This window comes from Janthinobacterium sp. 17J80-10 (genome assembly GCF_004114795.1).
In the GTDB taxonomy this organism is placed as follows: domain Bacteria; phylum Pseudomonadota; class Gammaproteobacteria; order Burkholderiales; family Burkholderiaceae_D; genus Paucimonas.
This window is the reverse complement of record NZ_CP035311.1, coordinates 1,875,555-1,893,935: the sequence shown is the minus strand read 5'-3', so window position 1 is coordinate 1,893,935 and position 18,381 is coordinate 1,875,555. Positions and strand designations below refer to the sequence as shown.

Annotated in this window: 13 protein-coding genes; 3 read left to right on the top strand and 10 right to left on the bottom strand. The window is 61.6% G+C overall.

All coding sequences use genetic code 11. The features are described from left to right. Positions 1-96: 96 nt before the first annotated feature. From EKL02_RS08590 to moaA, 3 genes are all read left to right on the top strand, one after another. The gene (locus EKL02_RS08590; RefSeq protein WP_128901662.1) at positions 97-3,096 is read left to right on the top strand and encodes an Rne/Rng family ribonuclease; all 3,000 of its coding nucleotides are present in this window, start codon (positions 97-99) and stop codon (positions 3,094-3,096) included. 102 nt (positions 3,097-3,198) lie between these two features. Then, a complete protein-coding gene (chrA, locus tag EKL02_RS08585) occupies positions 3,199-4,539 on the top strand; it encodes a chromate efflux transporter (RefSeq protein WP_128901661.1) in 1,341 nt (446 codons plus the stop codon). A gap of 96 nt (positions 4,540-4,635) precedes the next feature. After that, positions 4,636-5,745 carry a GTP 3',8-cyclase MoaA gene (moaA, locus tag EKL02_RS08580; protein ID WP_128901660.1) on the top strand — a complete coding sequence of 370 codons (1,110 nt, stop codon included), beginning with the start codon at positions 4,636-4,638 and terminating at the stop codon, positions 5,743-5,745. 107 nt (positions 5,746-5,852) lie between these two features. On the opposite strand, the gene EKL02_RS08575 is transcribed toward moaA, so the two are convergent. The 10 genes from EKL02_RS08575 to EKL02_RS18335 form a co-directional block, all read right to left on the bottom strand. Next, positions 5,853-7,025: an ABC transporter substrate-binding protein gene (locus EKL02_RS08575; RefSeq protein ID WP_241687839.1), complete on the bottom strand. Its 1,173-nt coding sequence runs from the start codon at positions 7,023-7,025 to the stop codon at positions 5,853-5,855. A 285-nt stretch (positions 7,026-7,310) separates the two neighbouring features. After that, positions 7,311-8,294, bottom strand: coding sequence for a helix-turn-helix domain-containing protein (locus EKL02_RS18700; protein ID WP_206732472.1), 984 nt, complete (start codon positions 8,292-8,294; stop codon positions 7,311-7,313). Positions 8,295-8,378: 84 nt separating this feature from the next. Further along, positions 8,379-9,854, bottom strand: coding sequence for an NADP-dependent succinate-semialdehyde dehydrogenase (gene gabD, locus EKL02_RS08565; RefSeq protein ID WP_128901657.1), 1,476 nt, complete (start codon positions 9,852-9,854; stop codon positions 8,379-8,381). Positions 9,855-9,937: 83 nt separating this feature from the next. Next, positions 9,938-11,494 (bottom strand): class I adenylate-forming enzyme family protein, encoded by a 1,557-nt coding sequence (locus tag EKL02_RS08560; protein WP_128901656.1) that lies wholly within the window; start codon positions 11,492-11,494, stop codon positions 9,938-9,940. 38 nt (positions 11,495-11,532) lie between these two features. After that, a complete protein-coding gene (locus EKL02_RS08555) occupies positions 11,533-12,288 on the bottom strand; it encodes an SDR family oxidoreductase (protein WP_128901655.1) in 756 nt (251 codons plus the stop codon). Beyond that, on the bottom strand, positions 12,289-14,661 hold the full coding sequence (locus tag EKL02_RS08550) for a xanthine dehydrogenase family protein molybdopterin-binding subunit (RefSeq protein ID WP_128901654.1): 2,373 nt from the start codon (positions 14,659-14,661) through the stop codon (positions 12,289-12,291). A 70-nt stretch (positions 14,662-14,731) separates the two neighbouring features. Further along, complete coding sequence (locus EKL02_RS08545) at positions 14,732-15,493, bottom strand: N-acyl homoserine lactonase family protein (RefSeq protein ID WP_128901653.1); 762 nt, start codon at positions 15,491-15,493, stop codon at positions 14,732-14,734. Further along, positions 15,490-15,975, bottom strand: coding sequence for a (2Fe-2S)-binding protein (locus tag EKL02_RS08540; RefSeq protein ID WP_128901652.1), 486 nt, complete (start codon positions 15,973-15,975; stop codon positions 15,490-15,492). Before EKL02_RS08540 ends, EKL02_RS08545 begins: the two co-directional genes overlap by 4 nt. Beyond that, on the bottom strand, positions 15,965-16,849 hold the full coding sequence (locus EKL02_RS08535; protein WP_128901651.1) for a xanthine dehydrogenase family protein subunit M: 885 nt from the start codon (positions 16,847-16,849) through the stop codon (positions 15,965-15,967). Before EKL02_RS08535 ends, EKL02_RS08540 begins: the two co-directional genes overlap by 11 nt. Before the next feature lie 5 nt (positions 16,850-16,854). Next, positions 16,855-18,363 (bottom strand): enoyl-CoA hydratase-related protein, encoded by a 1,509-nt coding sequence (locus tag EKL02_RS18335; protein ID WP_206732471.1) that lies wholly within the window; start codon positions 18,361-18,363, stop codon positions 16,855-16,857. Between the last annotated feature and the right edge of the window lie 18 nt (positions 18,364-18,381).

Below are 18,381 nucleotides of genomic sequence, written 5' to 3'. Positions count from 1 at the left end.
GCTCGCACGGATCATGCGCATGCCCTGTTTTTCGCATATTGGCCGCGCCTGCCGCCTGCAGCATTGAAACGACCTTCGGGTCCGGAGCACAACAACATGAAACGGATGTTATTCAACGCCACGCAGCAAGAAGAATTGCGCGTGGCAATCGTCGATGGGCAAAAACTGATCGACATCGACATCGAAACCGCTGGCCGCGAACAGCGCAAGTCGAATATCTACAAGGGTGTCATTACCCGTATCGAACCCTCGCTGGAAGCCTGCTTCGTGAACTACGGCGAAGACCGCCACGGCTTTTTGCCCTTCAAGGAAGTGGCACGCAGCTACTTCAAGGAAGGCGTGGACGTCCGCAATGCCTCCATCAAGGAAGCCCTGCGCGAAGGCCAGGAAATCATGGTGCAGGTCGAAAAGGAAGAACGCGGCAACAAGGGCGCAGCCCTGACCTCGTTCATTTCGCTGGCCGGCCGCTACCTGGTCCTGATGCCGAACAACCCGCGCGGCGGCGGCGTATCGCGTCGCGTTGAAGGCGAAGACCGCCAGGAACTGCGCGAAACCATGGACAAGCTCGACCTGCCTACGGGCATGTCGGTGATTGCCCGCACAGCCGGTATCGGCCGTAACGTCGAAGAGCTGCAGTGGGACTTGAATTACCTGATGCAACTGTGGCGCGCCATCGAAGGCGCCGGCACATCGTCCCCGGGCGCCTTCCTGATTTACCAGGAATCCTCCCTGGTGATCCGCGCGATCCGCGACTATTTCCAACCTGATATCGGTGAAATCCTGATCGACACCGACGAGATCTACGACCAGGCGCATCAGTTCATGACCCACGTCATGCCGGACATGATGCACCGCGTCAAGCGCTATCGCGACGATGTGCCGCTGTTCTCGCGCTTCCAGATCGAACACCAGATCGAAACCGCGTATTCGCGTACCGTGCCCCTGCCTTCCGGCGGCGCCATCGTGATCGACCATACCGAAGCGCTGGTGTCAGTCGACGTCAACTCGGCGCGCGCCACCCGTGGCAGCGATATCGAGACCACCGCCTTCAATACCAACCTGGAAGCGGCCGAAGAAGTGGCCCGCCAGTTGCGCCTGCGCGACCTGGGTGGCCTGATCGTGATCGACTTCATCGACATGGAGAATTCCAAGAACCAGCGCGAAGTCGAGACGCGCCTGAAGGATGCGCTGCACTACGACCGTGCGCGCGTCCAGATGGGCAAGATTTCCCGCTTCGGACTGATGGAATTGTCGCGCCAGCGCCTGCGCCCGTCGCTGTCCGAAGGCAGCCACGTGACTTGCCCGCGCTGCAACGGCACCGGCCATATCCGCGATACCGAATCCTCCGCCCTGCAGGTGCTGCGCATCATCCAGGAAGAGGCAATGAAGGAAAACTCGGCCGCCATCCATGTGCAGGCCCCGGTCGATGTGGCCGCTTTCCTGCTGAATGAAAAGCGCGGCGAGATCCTGAAGATCGAGACCCGCCACCGCGTGACCGTGATTTTGATCCCCAACAAGCATCTGGAAACGCCGCATTACAAGATGGAACGGATCAAGCTCGACGATCCGCGCCTGGAAGACGTGCAAGCCAGCTATGCCATGGCCGAAGAGGCCGATACCGATATCGGCTACAGCAAGCGCCAGAAGGAAGATGTCAAGCCGCGCCAGGAAGCCATGGTCAAGGGCATTACCCCTGCGCAACCGGCTCCCGTCGTCGAACGCAAGCCTGCAGAGGCAGCGGCGCCAGCACCGCAGCCGGCGATCCTGTCGGGCGAGCCGGGATTCCTGGGCAAGCTGTTCGGTTTCTTCTTTAAAAAGCCGGAACCAGTGGCAGCGCCTGCCGCGCCGGTGGAATCCAAGCCAGAACAGGCACGCGAGCGCAGCAACGACCGCAATGGCCGTGGCGGACAGCGTGGTCGCGGTCGCGGTGGCCGCGGTCCGCGTGAAGATCGCGAAGGCGCACGTAATGAACCGCGCCAGGAAGGTGCAGCCCGGCAAGCCGGGACTGACGCAGCGGCACCGGCAGCACGCCAGCCACGCCCCCCGCGCGAAGGCCAGGAAGGCCGCCGTGAACGCGGCGAGCGCACTGATCGCGCGGAACGCGGTGAGCGTACCGAAGCCGGCGAACGTCCGGAACGCGTAGAGCGCCCGGAGCGCGCAGAACGTCCCGAGCGCAGCGAGCGTGGCGAACGCCAGCAACGTGGACGCCAGGAACGCAAGGAAGCGCCGGTCAAGGCTGAGGAGCCGGTCGTCGAGGCAGCAGCACTGCCGTTGACTGCAGCGGTTCCGGCAGCGTCGGAAGCCATTCGCGTAACTTCTGCAGAAGAACCGGTCGAGGCATTGGCAGAGGGCAGCGCGCCCGAAACCGAAGCAGGCGAGCAAAGCGAAGAGCAACGCCGCCGCCGCCGTCGCCGTGGCGGCCGCAACCGCAACCGCCGCGAACGCGAAGGTGGCGAGGGCCTGGACGGTGAAGGCGCTGTCGAGGCGGGCGAAGCTGAAGGCGTGGCGCAAGCCGAAGCTGCCGTTGGCGTTGATGCGTCGGTTTCAAGTGCAGCCGCTGCCGAGGCATCTGCTCCGGCCGTCGAAGTTGCCATCCCTGCGCCTGCAGTCGAGCAAACTGCACCTGCAAGCCCCCCTGCAGAACTGGCAACACCGGCAGCAATTGCGCCAGTAACCAGCGTGGCGCAGCAAATCACCCTGCCACTGGAAGCAGCGGCACCTGAAGTTGTTGCGACTCCTGCCGTTGCAGCAGTGCCGGAGCTTGCAGCAGCACCTGAAGCCATTGCTGCGCCAGCAGCCCAGGCGAGCGTTGCAGAGGTGGCTGCGCCTGTGCCAGTCGTACCGGCTGCACCGGCAGCGCCGATCGCAGCGAAAGCCGCACCTGCAATCCGGGCTGCGGCGCCGCTGCGCCTCGACGATTTGCAGTCGGTCCTGAGTGCTGCCGGCCTGACTTTGGCCAGCACGGATCCGGACAAGCTGCGCGCTGCCCAGGAAGCCGCTGCGAAGATTGTCCCGCCGGCACGCGTGCCGCGCGAGCGCAAGCCGCTGCCGCCGCTGTCGACCGAGCCGCTGGTCCAGGTCGAGACGCGTCTGTAACCCTCGACGGCAAAAAATGAAAAGAGGAGCTTCGGCTCCTCTTTTTTTATAGGCGCAGTCTGCTACGATGCGCTTCACCATAATTGAAATTTACAAGTCAGCATGAGCACTCCTGCCCTGCCCGCTGTCGTCACGCTTGCCGAGGCCTTTCGTTACTGGCTCAAGCTGGGCTTCATCAGTTTTGGCGGTCCGGCAGGGCAAATCGCCCTGATGCATGCCGAGCTGGTGGAAAAGCGCCGCTGGATCTCCGAGCAGCGCTTCCTGCATGCCCTGAACTACTGCATGCTGCTGCCGGGACCGGAGGCGACCCAGTTGGCCGTCTATATTGGCTGGCTGATGCATCGCACGCGCGGGGGTATCATTGCCGGCGTGCTGTTCGTGCTGCCGTCGCTGCTGATCCTGATCGCGTTATCCTGGATTTACCTTGCGTTCGGCCATGTGAATGTCGTGGCAGGAATTCTTTACGGCATCAAGCCTGCGGTCGTTGCCATCGTGCTGGCCGCGGCGTGGCGCATTGGCTCGCGCACGCTCAAGAATGGCTGGCTGATCGGGATCGCCACAGCGGCTTTCCTGGCGATTGCCGCCCTGCAGATCCCCTTCCCCATCATTGTCCTGGCTGCTGCGCTGGCGGGCGCCATCGGTGGCCGCGTCGCACCGGCGGTCTTCAAGATCGGCGGCGGCCACCCGTCAACCGGACAGCACACCGACTTTGGCCCCGCGCTGATCGATGACGATACGCCCACACCGGCCCATGCGCGTTTTTCCTGGAGCAAGCTGATCCGGGTTGCCGCTACCGGCATTGGCCTGGCGGCAGCAAGCTGGGGCTTCCTGGCGGCCACGTCCGGTGCCGCCGCGCCGCTGGCACAGATGGGATGGTTTTTCACCAAGGCAGCTATGCTCACCTTTGGCGGCGCCTACGCGGTGCTGCCTTATGTGTATCAAGGCGGGGTGGAAACTTACCAGTGGCTGACTCCTGCGCAAATGATCGATGGACTCGCCCTGGGGGAAACCACGCCGGGGCCGCTGATCATGATCGTCGCCTTCGTCGGTTTCGTCGGCGGCTGGACCAAAGCGCTTTTCGGCGCCGATAGCCTGCTGCTGGCCGGCGCAATGGGTGCCTGCGTGGCAACCTGGTTTACGTTTCTGCCTTCCTTTATTTTCATCCTCGCCGGCGGCCCGCTGGTCGAGGCCACGCGCAACAATATTCGCCTGACGGCGCCGCTCACCGCCATCTCTGCGGCCGTCGTCGGCGTCATCCTCAGCCTTGCGGTATTTTTCGCGGAACATGTGTTCCGCCTGTCATCGCCAGTGCTGCAATGGGATTACGCTGCCATGGCGATTGCCGGGGGCGCATGCCTTGCCCTATTCCGTTACAAGCTGGGGACGATACGCTTGCTGTTTGCCTGTGCAATTGCCGGGCTCGTGGTATCTTACCTGCGTTAATCATTGTGCTGATTTGAATATATTTTTCCTCTGCGAAATGCCTGCAGTGCACCTTCCGCACCTGGGGCATAGCAGGAATATCACCGCCATTACAGCATGACCGAAAAATTCATTCCCGTCGCCGACCTGCGGCATCGTGCCGCGCTACCGGTCGTCCCGGCGCAGCCACAGGCGCCGGTTGGCATGCTTGCCGATACGCGGAATCGGCCGCTGCGGGATTTGCGCATTTCAGTGACTGACCGCTGCAATTTCCGCTGCGTCTATTGCATGCCGAAACAGGTATTCGACAAGGACTACCAGTATCTTCCCCATGCCGACTTGTTGAGTTTCGAGGAAATCGCCCGTGTCGCCAGGCTGTTCGTCGCACATGGCGTCGACAAGTTGCGCCTGACCGGCGGCGAACCCCTGCTGCGCAAGAACCTTGAAAAATTGATCGCGATGCTGGCCGAGCTGAAAACGCCGGATGGGCGTGCACTCGACCTGACCCTGACAACCAATGGCTCGCTTCTGGCAAAAAAGGCCCGCGCCCTGAAAGCTGCCGGCCTGACGCGCGTTTCCGTATCGCTGGACGCGCTCGATGACGCGACATTCCGCGGCATGAACGACGTCGATTTTGCCGTGGCCGATGTCCTTGCCGGGATCGACGCTGCGAGCAGTGCAGGACTCGGGCCGGTGAAGGTCAACATGGTCGTCAAGAAAGGCATGAACGATGCCGAAATCCTGCCGATGGCGCGCCACTTCCATGGCAGCGGCGCCATCCTGCGCTTCATCGAATACATGGATGTCGGTGCCAGCAATGGCTGGAAAATGGATGAGGTGCTGCCTTCCGCAGAAATCGTCCGGCGTATCAGCGAAGTCCTGCCCCTGGAACCGGTCGCGCCCAACTATGCCGGCGAAACAGCTGAGCGCTGGCGCTATGTCGATGGCGGCGGCGAGATCGGCGTCATTTCTAGTGTCACGCAGGCGTTTTGCAGCGACTGCACGCGCGCACGCCTGTCCACGGAAGGCAAACTGTACACATGCCTGTTCGCCAGCAACGGCCACGACCTGCGAGCGTTGCTGCGTGGCGGTTTTAGCGATGTGCAAATTGCCGGCGCCATCGGCCATCTGTGGCAGCAGCGTACCGACCGTTACTCCGAACTTCGCGCCAGCCAAGGCGAGACGGCGGCGCGGCGCAAGATCGAGATGTCGTATATCGGCGGCTGAAGCCAGCTGCCCTCCCGAAACCACAGGCGAATGGAAAAAGCGTCCCGAGGGACGCTTTTATTGGTCAGCCAGGCCCACCTGGGGCTGGCACGATCCCTCACCGGCAACTACCCCTTGACGAGCGGGCAACCACCTTCATTGAGAGGACGGAAAGCCTGCTCCGCCGGAATCACTGCTTTCAGCTTGTAGTAATCCCACGGGTACTTCGATTCAGACGGCTTCTTGACCTGGTAGACATACATGTCATGCACCATGCGTCCATCCACGCGAATTCGCCCATTCTTGGCGAACATGTCGTTGATCGGCGTCGACTTCATTTTCGCCATCACGGCGGCGGTATCGTCGGTGCCAGCGGCCTTCACCGCATTCAGGTAATGCAGGGTTGAGGAATAGTCGCCAGCGTCACCCATGGTCGGCATGCGCTTGGTCATGTCGAAGAAGCGCTTCGACCATTTGCGGGTTTCCTCATCACGGTCCCAGTAAAAGCCGTTGGTGAGCGTCAGGCCCTGGGCGATTTCCAGGCCCATGGCATCGACATCGGTAATCCACACCAGCAAGCCGGCAATCGCTTGCTTGCCCGACTTGGTTACGCCAAATTCGTAAGCCGACTTGACGGTATTGATGAAGCCGGTACCGGAACCTGCCAGACCAATCACTTTCGCCTTGGAGCCCTGAGCCTGCAGCAGGAAGGAGGAATAGTCCGACGTGTTGGCTGGATGGCGAATGGAGCCCACCACCTTGCCGCCTTTTGCCTTGACTGCCGCTGCCGTATCTGCCTCCAGCGCATGCCCAAATGCATAATCCGCCGTCAGGAAATACCAGGTATCGCCACCCTGCTTGACGATCTCGCTACCGGTACCGTTTGCCAGCGCCCAGGTGTCATAGGCGTAGTGAATGCTATTGGGGGTGCAGGCATCGCCCGTGATGCGTGAGGAACCGGAACCATTGACGATGGCGATGGCATTCTTTTCCTTGGCAACGCCCATCACCGAAAGCGCCACGCCGGAGTTGATCAGGTTATTGATCATGCGCACATTCTGGGTATCGAACCACTCACGCGCCTTGGTGGCAGCAATATCCGGCTTGTTCAGATGATCGTTGACGATCACTTCGATCGGCCGCCCCAGCACCTTGCCGCCGAAATCCTGCACTGCCATTTTCACGGCATTGACGGCGCCCTGTCCGGCCTCATGGGAAAACTGGCCGGTCATATCCGTCATCACGCCTATGCGCAAGGGTTTGACATCCTGCGCCTGGACGCTGCCAACGGCGAAAGCCATTAAAAAGCTGCACTGCAATACTTTCATTGCTGTTCTCATCGTCTCGCTCCATTCGTGAATTAATATAAGTCTGCTTAAGCAAGTTATTTGCTTGCATAAGTAGATTATAAAAAAGTCCGTGAGATGTCAAAGAGTTTATGCAGAAAATCTGTAGAATTTTCTTCTTTTTAATTAACAACTTATCGAAGAAAAACAGCGCATCGCAACGATACGGCGAAGAATGAAAAATGGCCCGTTCTTGACGGGCCATCAGAAAACAAAAATCAGTTACGCAAGCGTTACAGGCTACTGCGCGAGATCAGCCAGGGTGTAATGCAAGGCATATTCGACGTGACGCGGATCGAGCTCTTCGCCACATTCGCTGCACACCACGCGCGCAAAAAAATCTTGCTGGCATTGACGGTGCCGCAGCACGAGAGGCGGCTTGCCACGGGAAAGCCACTTGTCGCCCCAACGCATCATCACGATCATCGAACCGTAAAGGTCGCGTCCCTTTTCAGTAAAACGATACTCGTAACGGTCAGGACGCGCCTGATACTGGCGTTTTTCGATGATGCCGTGTTCCGTCAGGCGTTGCAGGCGGTCCGTCAGGATATTGCTGGCGATGCCGAGGTTTGCCTGAAATTCGTCAAACCGGCGCACGCCGAAAAACATTTCCCGGATCAAAAGAAAGCTCCAGCGGTCGCCGATGATCTTCAATGACCGGGCCACCAGGCAGGGCCGCACCCGCTCCAAAATATCTGGATCGGAGGCGCGGCGCGAGCGTGTGCGTTCTGTTGCGTGCGGCTGGCTGCCGGCACCCGGTCCATTGCGATACTGGACATCGTGAGGATCGACTGGCTGATTGCAATCCGAGCAGGCGACCACCGGCGAACAGGTTTTACCGCAGCCCTTGTGGATCAGCTCTAGCGGCAAAGGCTGTCCTTCGCTCAGCCAGGTATTACCAAACTTCAATAACGCCAACATGATCGGGTAAAGATCGCGCCCCTGCTCGGTCAGGCGGTACTCGAAGCGCGAAGCCGAGGCCGAATAGGATACTTTGCGCAGCAAGCCCAGTTCGGTCAGTTTATGTAAACGCTTGACGAGGGTATTTCGTGGCAACTTGAGGACGCTCTGGAATGCCTCGAAACGACGCGCCCCGAAAAAGCATTCGCGCAGCACCAGGAAACTCCAGGCGTCGGACAGAATCTCGACCGTACGGCCGACCGAGCAGAACCGGTCCAGCGAGGCGAAGCGCGGCTCGGCCTCGACCGGCGGTATCGAACTCATTGTTTGCACATCTGGCATACGTTAGAAACCCGAGTTTGGTGCATTACCACCGCAGTGTTGGAAACCTGCGATTATACGACGCAATCAGATCCCTCCCAGGCACAGGTATTTGATCTCCAGATAATCGTCGATACCGTATTTTGACCCTTCGCGGCCATTGCCACTTTCCTTGATGCCCCCAAAAGGTGCCAGTTCGGTCGAAATCAAGCCTTCGTTGATGCCGACCATGCCATATTCCAGCGCTTCGGCCACACGCCACACACGACCGATATCTCGCCCGTAGAAGTAGGAGGCCAGTCCGAATTCGGTATCGTTGGCCATGCGGATTGCCTCTTCTTCGGTCTGGAAACGGAAAATCGGGGCAACAGGGCTGAAAGTTTCTTCCCGAAAGATTGCCATGTCCGGCGTTGCATCAGCGAGGATGGTCGGCGCATAGAAATTGCCGCCCAGGTCATGACGCTTGCCTCCGACAACAACCCGCCCGCCCTTTTGTACAGCATCGGCGACGTGTTCCTCGGCCTTGCCCACCGCATTGGCGTCGATCAAAGGACCAATGACCGTGCCGGATTCCAGTCCGTCGCCAACCTTCAGGGCGCTGACTGCCTTGGCAAAGCGTTCGACAAACTGGTCATACACGCCGTCCTGCACCAGGATCCGGTTGGCGCACACGCAGGTCTGCCCGGCGTTGCGATACTTGGCGATCATCGCGCCCTTGACCGCGGCATCAAGGTCGGCGTCATCAAAGACGATGAAAGGGGCGTTCCCGCCCAGTTCCATGGAGGTCTTTTTGACAGTCGCGGCGCATTGCTGCATGAGCAGCTTGCCGATCTCGGTCGAGCCGGTAAAGGTGAGCTTGCGCACGGTGGGATTGGCCGTCAGCTCTGCGCCGATTTCCGTTGCCGAACCGGTGACGCAAGACAGCACACCTTTGGGAATGCCAGCGCGCTCGGCCAGTACGCACAAGGCCAGCGCCGAGAACGGCGTCTGACTGGCTGGCTTGACCACCATGGTGCAGCCGGCCGCAAGCGCAGGCGCCGCCTTGCGGGTAATCATTGCTGCGGGGAAGTTCCAGGGAGTAATTGCCGCACATACGCCGACGGGCTGCTTGATAACAACAATCCGGCGATCCGGCGTGGGTGCCGGGATAGTGTCGCCATACACCCGCTTGGCTTCCTCGGCAAACCATTCCACATAGGACGCAGCATAGGCGATTTCGCCACGGCTCTCGGCCAGCGGCTTGCCTTGTTCGGTCGTCATGATGACGGCAAGATCTTCCTGGTTTTCGAGCAGCAGATCGAACCATTTGCGCAAGATCGATGCGCGTTCCTTCCCGGTTTTTGCTTGCCAGGCATGCAAGGCGGCCGCTGCCGCATCAATCGCGCGGCGCGTCTCGGTGCGCCCCATTTTTGGCACGGCGCCGATGGCAGCGCCATTTGCCGGGTTCTCCACGACGATGGTTCCACCTTGATCGGCATTGACCCAGGCGCCATCGATATAGCACTGGTGCCGCAGCAATGCCGGGTCTTTCAGGCGAATGCCGGAGAAATCAGCTTGTTTCATATTTAGTCCTTCGTGTACTGGCATAGGGGCAAAAAGAATTGAATCAGGCGCCTGCGGCGTTCCGGGGCTGCAGGCGCGCGACATCAACTGGCTTTCAGGGTTTCCTTGAGCTTGAAGCGGATGATCTTTCCCGAGCCGGTGCGCGGAATTTCATCGACCACATGCACGGCGTGCGGCAGTTTGTACGACGACAGGCGCTCACGACAATGTGCCATCAACTCCACCTCAACCAGCGTTGTCCCCGGGCGCGGCACCACGAACACCACAGGCACCTCGCCCAGGTGCTGGTGCGGCGCGCCGACCACAGCACAATCCAGCACCGCCGGGAAAGCGCAACAGGCTTCCTCGACCTCCGATGGCGCAATGTTCTGGCCTCCACGGATAATGATTTCCTTCAAACGGCCGGTAATTGTCAGAAAGCCGTTGCTGTCGCTTTTGGCCAGGTCGCCGGTGTGGTACCAGCCATTGCATACCGCGCTGGCGGTTTCTTCCGGTTTGCGGTGGTAGCCCAGCATCAGGTTGGGACCGCGCACAATCAATTCGCCTTCCGCGCACGGAGCGACATCCAGTCCGCTAACCGGATCGATGATGCGAGTCGACAAACCTGGTACCGGCAAGCCGCAGGAACCCATCACGCGGCTGCCGCTGCGCCAATTAAGTGTCACCATGGTCGAGGTTTCAGTGATGCCGTAACCATCGAGCAGCATGACGCCGAAACGCCGCTCGAATTCCTGGTTGACCGGCGCCGGCATGATGGCGCCAGCCGACAGGCACAGACGAAGCCCCGGAAATTTCACGTCCGGCGCGGCGCGGGCGGCCTCCAGCAAATAATGGAATACCGTTGGCACACCAGGAAATACCGTAACACGACCGGATTGAAGCTGCGCCATGACTTCCGTAGTGGAAAACTTCTCCAGGATGTATTCGCTGGCACCAACCGCGACGATACTCAGCACTGTCAAATTGAGCGCATAGGAATGGAACAGCGGCAGCGGCGACAGCACGTGGTCGTTTTCATTCAAACCGGCGATCGGTGCCCAACAGGCAGCCGTCACCCACAGCATGCTGCGTTGGGACAGCAAGACACCCTTGGCGCGGCCGGTGGTGCCGGAGGTGTAGACGATAAAGGACGGCTCGTCGATGGCATCAAGGTCGCGCGGCAGCGAGCGCGCCACGTTTGCGCGCAGATCCGCATAGCGCAGCCCGGCCGCCGGGTCCCCCGCGGCGCCGCGGTCGGTCAGGATCACCGTCTGCAGTTGGGGATATTCCGCCTGCAGCTTCGCGACCACATCGGTGCGCTCGTTGCTGGTAATGATCGCCTTGCAGTTCGCGTCCTCGATTCGGTAGGCGATTTCATGTGTCGTCGCATCGTAGCTGATCGGCACGCTGACCGCGCCGGCGCGGACGATGCCCAGGCAGCTTTCGACCCAATCCACCGAATTCGGCAGGAAGATCGCCACGCAGTCGCCAGGCTCGATGCCGGCATCCTGCAGATGACCGGCGAGGTTGGCGGTGGCACGCTCCAGTGCGGCGTAGCTCACCGAAGTATTGCTGTCCTGGAAGGCCAGCTTGTCGGGCTTCGATTGCGCATGGCGGCGCAGCAAGGTGCCCACCGGCGCGATCAGCTCGGTATGTATCATGATGTTGTCTCCTCGTACTCTTCTGCCTTGGGGGCGGATCAGACCATGCAGAAGCCGCCGTTGACGCTCAACACCTGGCCGGTGATCCAGGAAGCGCCGTCGGACGCCAGGAAGGCCACGGTCGGCGCAATGTCAGCCGGCTTGCCGATGCGGCGCAACGGGTACTGCTTGACGATCTTGTCGCGGTTGGCATCCAGGAAACCCGCATCGGAGTGGGCAGTCTCGATCAGTCCCAGCGAAATGGCGTTGGCAGTAACATTGGCGCGGCCGAGTTCGCGCGCCAGCGACTTCATCAGGGCGATGCCGCCGGCGCGCGCAGCCGCCGCAATCGCCAGGTTGCTCTCGCCGATGCGCGAGGAATCGCCAGCCAGCGTAATGATGCGGCCGCCGTTCTGCTTGATCATGTGCGGCGCGACCGCGTGGCAGGTGTGGATGGTGCCATACAGGTCGACGTCGATCTGCTTTGCCCATTGTTCCGGCGTGGTATTGACGAAGCGCTCGTTGATGACGACCCCGGCGTTATTAACCAGGATATCGATGCGGCCGAAATCGTTGACGATGGCGTCCACCATGGCCTTGACTTCCTCATACTTGCCGACGTTGGCACGGTAGGCGCGGGCATTGCCGCCGAGTTTCTTGATCTCGGCCACCACTGCTTCGGCCTCGGCGGCCGAACTGTTGTAGTTGACCGCGATGGCGGCGCCATCAGCCGCCAGCGCCAGGGAAATTTCACGTCCGACATCGCGACCGGCGCCGGTTACCAGGGCAATCTTGCCATTCAGTTTTGCGTTCATTTACATCTCCTTGGAGTTAAGTTTATGTTTCTCGATTAATTGAAAAAGTCGTTCCGGCGTTACCGGCAATTCAAAAATTTCGATGCCCAGCGGGGTCAATGCATCCGAGACGGCATTGGCGATCGCTGCCGGCGCGCCGATGGTCCCGCCTTCGCCCATGCCGCGAAATCCGCCAATGGTCGCCGGCAGGGCCGACTCAACGTGCACTACGCGGGTCGCCGGCACTTCCGGCGCCGAGGGCGCGACGTAATCGACCAGGCTGGCCGTCAGGATCTGGCCGCGCTCGTCGTACACAATCTCTTCGAACAGCGCAGCGCCAATGCCCTGAGCCACTGCGCCATGCGCCTGGCCATCGACGATCAGCGGATTGATCATGCGTCCGCAATCCTCTGCCACCAGGTAATCGGTGACGTGGATCATGTAGGTTTCCGGATCGATCTCGACCATCGCGATATGTGTGGAAGAACTGGTTGTCCCCCACACAGGGTCATAGGATTTGGTTTCTTCCAGTACTTCGATCACGTCCTTCGGCACCCGTCCCATTTGCGAATACACCGCATCAGCGATCTGGGCGATGGTCATGCTCTTGCCGTTGTCGGCTGCGGTCGCCACGCCATCGCTGATGCTGATATGGGGGGCATGGCTGCCCAACAGGTGGGCGGCGATCCGCTCCAGCTTTTCGCGCAGCGCGCGCGCCGCCAGGGTGCCGGCGCCGCCGGCCAGCACCGCGCTGCGGCTGGCGTAGGTGCCGGTGCTGTGCGATACCGCCGCAGTGTCGCCATGGATTACCGTAATGTCCTCGAAGCGCGCGCCAAGCTCGTCGGCGACGACTTGCGCCAGCGTGGTTTCCAGCCCCTGGCCGTGCGAGGCGATGCCGAACGAAGCGGTGATCGAGCCGCTGGGGTCGATTTTCAGGTTGCAGATCTCGGTGCCGGTGTTGATCGGCATGCCGGGCGACGCCGAGATGCGCGAGCCGATGCCGGACAACTCGGCATATGAAGAAATGCCGATGCCAACCCAGCGCCCTGCCGCCCGCGCTTCCTCCTGTTTCCGGCGCAAGATGTCGTAATCGACCGCTTCGCAACCGCTCTCCAGGCATTCGATGAAGCCGGAACGGTCCCACACAATGCCTGGCGCCGTCTTGTACGGAAACTCTTCCGGCTTGACGAGGTTGCGCAAACGAATTTCTTTCGTATCGATGCCGAGCTTGTGCGCCGCCATGTCCACCAGGCGCTCCATGACGAAGGTCGAAGTCGGCCGACCGACGCCGCGATACGGGCCGGTCGGGGATTTCGACGTAGCCACGCCGCGGACCTTGCCGTGATAGACCGGCACGCGGTAGGGGCCCGGCATGAAGCTGATCACCTGCACCGGCTCCAGGCCCGCGGTCCAGGGATAGATCGAATAGGCGCCGACATCGCCGATGACGTCGGCGCGCAGGCCGAGGATTGCCCCCTGCTCATCCACCGCCAGTTCGGCATAGACGGTTTCATCGAATGCCTGGCTGGTCGCAGCCAGGTCTTCCATGCGGTCGCCGGTCCACTTGACGGGGCGGCCGAGGTGGCGCGCCAGTGCGCACACCAGGATTTCTTCGGGATACAGCGAGCCCTTGCCGCCGAAACTGCCACCGACGTCCGGCGCCACCACCCGCAGGCGGCTGCCGGGTATGCCGAGAATCTCCACCAGCGCGTCGCGTACGATGCCGGGGCTACCGGTCGAGGAATGCAGCAGCAGCGAACGCCGGCCCTGGTCGTATTCGGCCAGGTAGGTGCGATTTTCCATGGCCAGCGGCGTCTTGCGGTGGAAGCGGAAGCGCGCACCGACCTTGACCGGCGCCTGCGCCATGACTGCATCGATGTCGCCGCGGCGGAATTCGCGCTTGACCAGGATATTGGTGCCGGCCTCCTCATGCAGCAACGGCGCATCCGGCGCCGCTGCGGCTTCCGGATCGACCACGTTGGGCAGCAGCTCATAGTCGATCCGGATGTAATCCATTGCGTCTTCGGCGATGTAGCGGCTCTCGGCGACTACCGCCACCACCGGCTCGCCGACAAAGCGCACCTTGCCGCGCGCCAGCGGGTAAATCGCGGTGGGGTGGTAATCCGGCATCTTGGAGGTGGCGTAGATCGGCTTGACCATGCTGTCCATGTGCTCGGCGGTAAAGATCGCGACCACTCCAGGCAACTCCAGCGCGGCTGCGTAATCGATGCCGACGATGCGGGCATGCGACTGGTCGCTGCGGCGAAAGGCGATATGCAGCAGGTTGGCCACCTGCTTGTCATCGGTATAGCAGCCGTGCCCGGTCAAAAGGCGCGGATCTTCCGATCGCTTGACCGGCTTGCCGACCAGTTTCGACTTGCGTGCGGTTTCCATGTCTCGTATGTTCTGTATTGTTCGTTGTGGTGCTGCCGCCCGGGCGGTCCGTATCGTCACGCTGGCAAGCCTAGTCGTAAAACGCCGCGCCCTTCTTCAGGGTTTGCCACTGCGCGTCGTCATGGCCGAACAGCACCGTGGCGCCGCCGGCCTGGATGCGGCGGATTTCCGCCATCGACTTGCTCGACTGCTCGGCATCCCAGGTATTGCGCGGATTGATGTCGCGCTCCAGGTTGTCGCGCATGGCTACCGCGTCCGAGGCCAGCAGGAAGGCGCCGGCCTTGTCGAGCGACACCAGGGCCGAAGTCATGCCGGCTGTGTGGCCCGGCACCGGCACCAGCACCACGCGGCCGTCGTTGAACAGGTCGCGCTCGCCATCGATGGTTTCCATCGGCATTGGCTGCTTCCAGTCGACCGCCAGGAAGCCGAATTTTTCCGCGTCGTCGCGGCGCGCCGCTTCCAGCTCGCGGGCATGGCAGATCACCGTGGCCTTCTTGAAAAACGCATTGCAGCCGCAGTGATCGGAATGGAAGTGCGAATTGACCACGACGTCGATATCGTCCGGCGTAAAGCCAATGGTCGCGAGCTGGTCGACGACGTTGTCCTGCGGTCCGGAAATTGGCGCCATGGCGCGCGCCATCGCCCCCCAGCGTCCTTCGGCGTCATGCGCCGTGGAAGGATGACAGCCGGTATCGAAAAGGACATTGCCCTGCGGGTGGCGCAGCAGGTAGCAGGACACCGGCAGCTCGACCAGTTCGGCGCGGTCGGCTTCCGGTAAATAGACGCTTTTTTTCATGCGCAGGCGTCCGCCCGACAATACGTGCATTTTCATTCCGCGGTCTCCTTGCTGCGTTGTTTGACCAGGCGCACCGCATCGACGATGTGCTTGTAGCCGGTACACCGGCACAGGTTGCCGGACAAGCCTTCGCGGATTTCCGCGTCGGATTCCAGCGGATATTTTTGCAGCATGTCGGTGCAGGTCATCAGCATGCCGGGCGTGCAAAAGCCGCACTGCAGGGCGTGGCATTCGTGGAAGGCTTCCTGCAACGGGTTGAGTTTATCCACGCTGCCGAGTCCCTCGACGGTCTGGATATTGCAGCCGTCGGCCTGCACCGCCAGCATCAGGCAGGAACGCATGCTGTCGCCATCGACCATGATGGTGCAAGCGCCGCAGATGCCGTGCTCGCAGCCCACGTGGGTGCCGGTCAGGCCGAGCGTGTTGCGCAGAAAATCGGCCAGCAGCAGGCGCGGCTCCACTGCACGTTCATACTTGATGCCATTGATGACGACGGATATTTGCTGGTTATTGATCATATTTCTCTCCAAGAGCGCGGCGCCATGCCGTGGCAACGGCGCGCCGGGCCAGCACGCCCACGAGGTGGCGCCGGTAATCGGACGATGCATGCAGGTCGGTGGCGGGCGCAACCGCCTCGCGCACCGCCTTGACCACGTCATCCAGGGTTTGTTCATCGCAAGCCTGGTTGAACAGGATGGTTTCGGCGTCGTACACGCGCATCGGCGTATCGGCAACCCCCATCACGCCGACCCGCGACTCGGTGACGATGCCGTCTTCGACTTTCATGACCACGCCGATTGCAGCCAGGGCGAAGTCGCCGGATCGGCGCGCCACCTCCTCGAAGGCCCAACCGGATTCCGACGGCAGCGCCGGCAAGCGGATCTCGATGACGATCTCGTCTTCTTCGACCGCTGACGTCAGCGAGGCCACGAAGAATTCCTCGGCGGGCACGGTGCGCCTGCCTCTGGGCGATGCAAGAATGATTTCCGCATCCAGCAGCACCATCATCATCGGCAGTTCGGCGGCCGGATCGGCATGCGTGATGCTGCCGCCGATGGTGCCGCGGTTGCGGATCGCGAGGTGGGCGACGAACTGCATGGCGTCATGCAATACCGGAAACAGCCGCTCGACCACCGGCGAGGTTTCCAGCGTGTGGTGGCGTGTCAACGCGCCGATGCGCAGACCGCCATCCGGCTGTTCCTCCAGAAAGTTCAGTTCGGCGATGCGGTTGATATCGATCAGCACCGCCGGGCTCAACAAACGGAAGTTCAGCATCGGCATCAGGCTCTGGCCGCCTGCGATGATCTTGCCTTCGCCCTCGGCCGCAGCCAGCGCCGCCAATGCCTCGTCCAGCGTTTGCGGGCGCACGTAATCGAACTTGGGGGGTTTCATGCTGTTTACTTCCCGAGGAATACCGGCTGGCGTTTTTTGACAAAATCCTGGCGCGCATCACGGTAGTCGTCGCTGGCGACCGCGCGCTCCACCACGTGGCGCACGGTCGCATCGTCGAGCGCCCCCATGCCCATCGCCAGGCCGTTCAGCATGACCTTGGTGCCGGAGATGGTCAGCGGCGCATTGTCGGCCATGACGGCGGCAAACGACTTGGCTGCGCGCATCGGATCTGCCGCCACGCGATCGACGAAGCCGATGCTGTGCCCTTCCTCGGCGCCGAACTTGCGCGCCGAGTAGAGGATGCGCTTGGCATTGGCGATGCCGACCAGCGCCAGCAGGCGCTGGGTGCCACGCACGCCATAGACGATCGACAGGCGCGCCGCCGGAATGCCAAACTGCGCGGCACTGGCGGCAACCCGGAAGTCGCAGGACATCGCCAGGTGGCAGGCGCCGCCCATGCAAAAGCCATTGACGACTGCAATGGTCGGCTTGGGGGTGGCGGCTATGGCGTCGCAACAGTCATCCACCGCCACTTCATATTCCAAGCCCTGTTCGACCGTGGCGCGCACCTGGCCGAATTCGGCGATATCCGCGCCTGCGCTGAAATTGCCGCCGGTGCCGGTGAGGATGATGGCGCGCACCTGCGGATCGCGGCCGAGTTCGGTGAAAATGCGGCCAAGGTCGCGCCACATCTGCAAGGACACGGCATTGCGCTGTTTGGGGCGGTTCAGGGTGACGATGGCTGCCTTGTGGCGCACGCCCGCGCGTGCCGGCGCCTTGTTCGCAGCTTGCGCGGGCTTGGCGCCACCCAGCAATCGCGACAGCCAGCCAGCGGATGCTGCCGGCGCCACGTCCTGCAGCGCATCCTCTTCCTGCACATCGATCAGGTCCACCAGAATGTCATCGGAACTCGACAGCGCGCCGCCGGTGACGGAGGCAGCAGGCGCCGGCACGGTCACGGACAGGCCGGCAGCCGGCGCGGCGGCTGCCGGAGGGGGCGAAGGTGTCGCCGGCGCCGCAGCAGGCGCCAGAACCGTGGCCGGTGCTGCAACTGCAGCAGGGACTGTACCGGTGCGGCTCAGGATGGCTTCGTTAAAGCTGGCGAAGAACTGGTCGGCCATTTTACGGGCGGTGGAGTCGATCATGCGTGAACCGAGCTGGGCGATCTTGCCGCCGATATTCGCCGCCACACCATAGCGCAGCAGGGTCGACGGCCCCTCGGATTCGAGTTGCACCGTGATTTCCGCCTTGGCGAAACCGGCCACGCCGCCCTGCCCCTCGCCGATCAGGCGATAGCTTTCCGGCGCCGCGACATCAGCCAACGTCACCTTGCCGGAAAACTTCGCCTTGATCGGGCCAACCTTGACCACAACCAGCGACACCAGCTCGGTATCCGAAAGCTTTTCCAGCGATTCACATCCGGGAATGCAGGTTTTCAGCACCTCTGGATCGTTCAAGGCCGCCCAGACCACTTCGCGCCTCGCCTCCAGGCGAATTTCGTCTTTCATTTCCATGATTCTTGTCCCAATCAG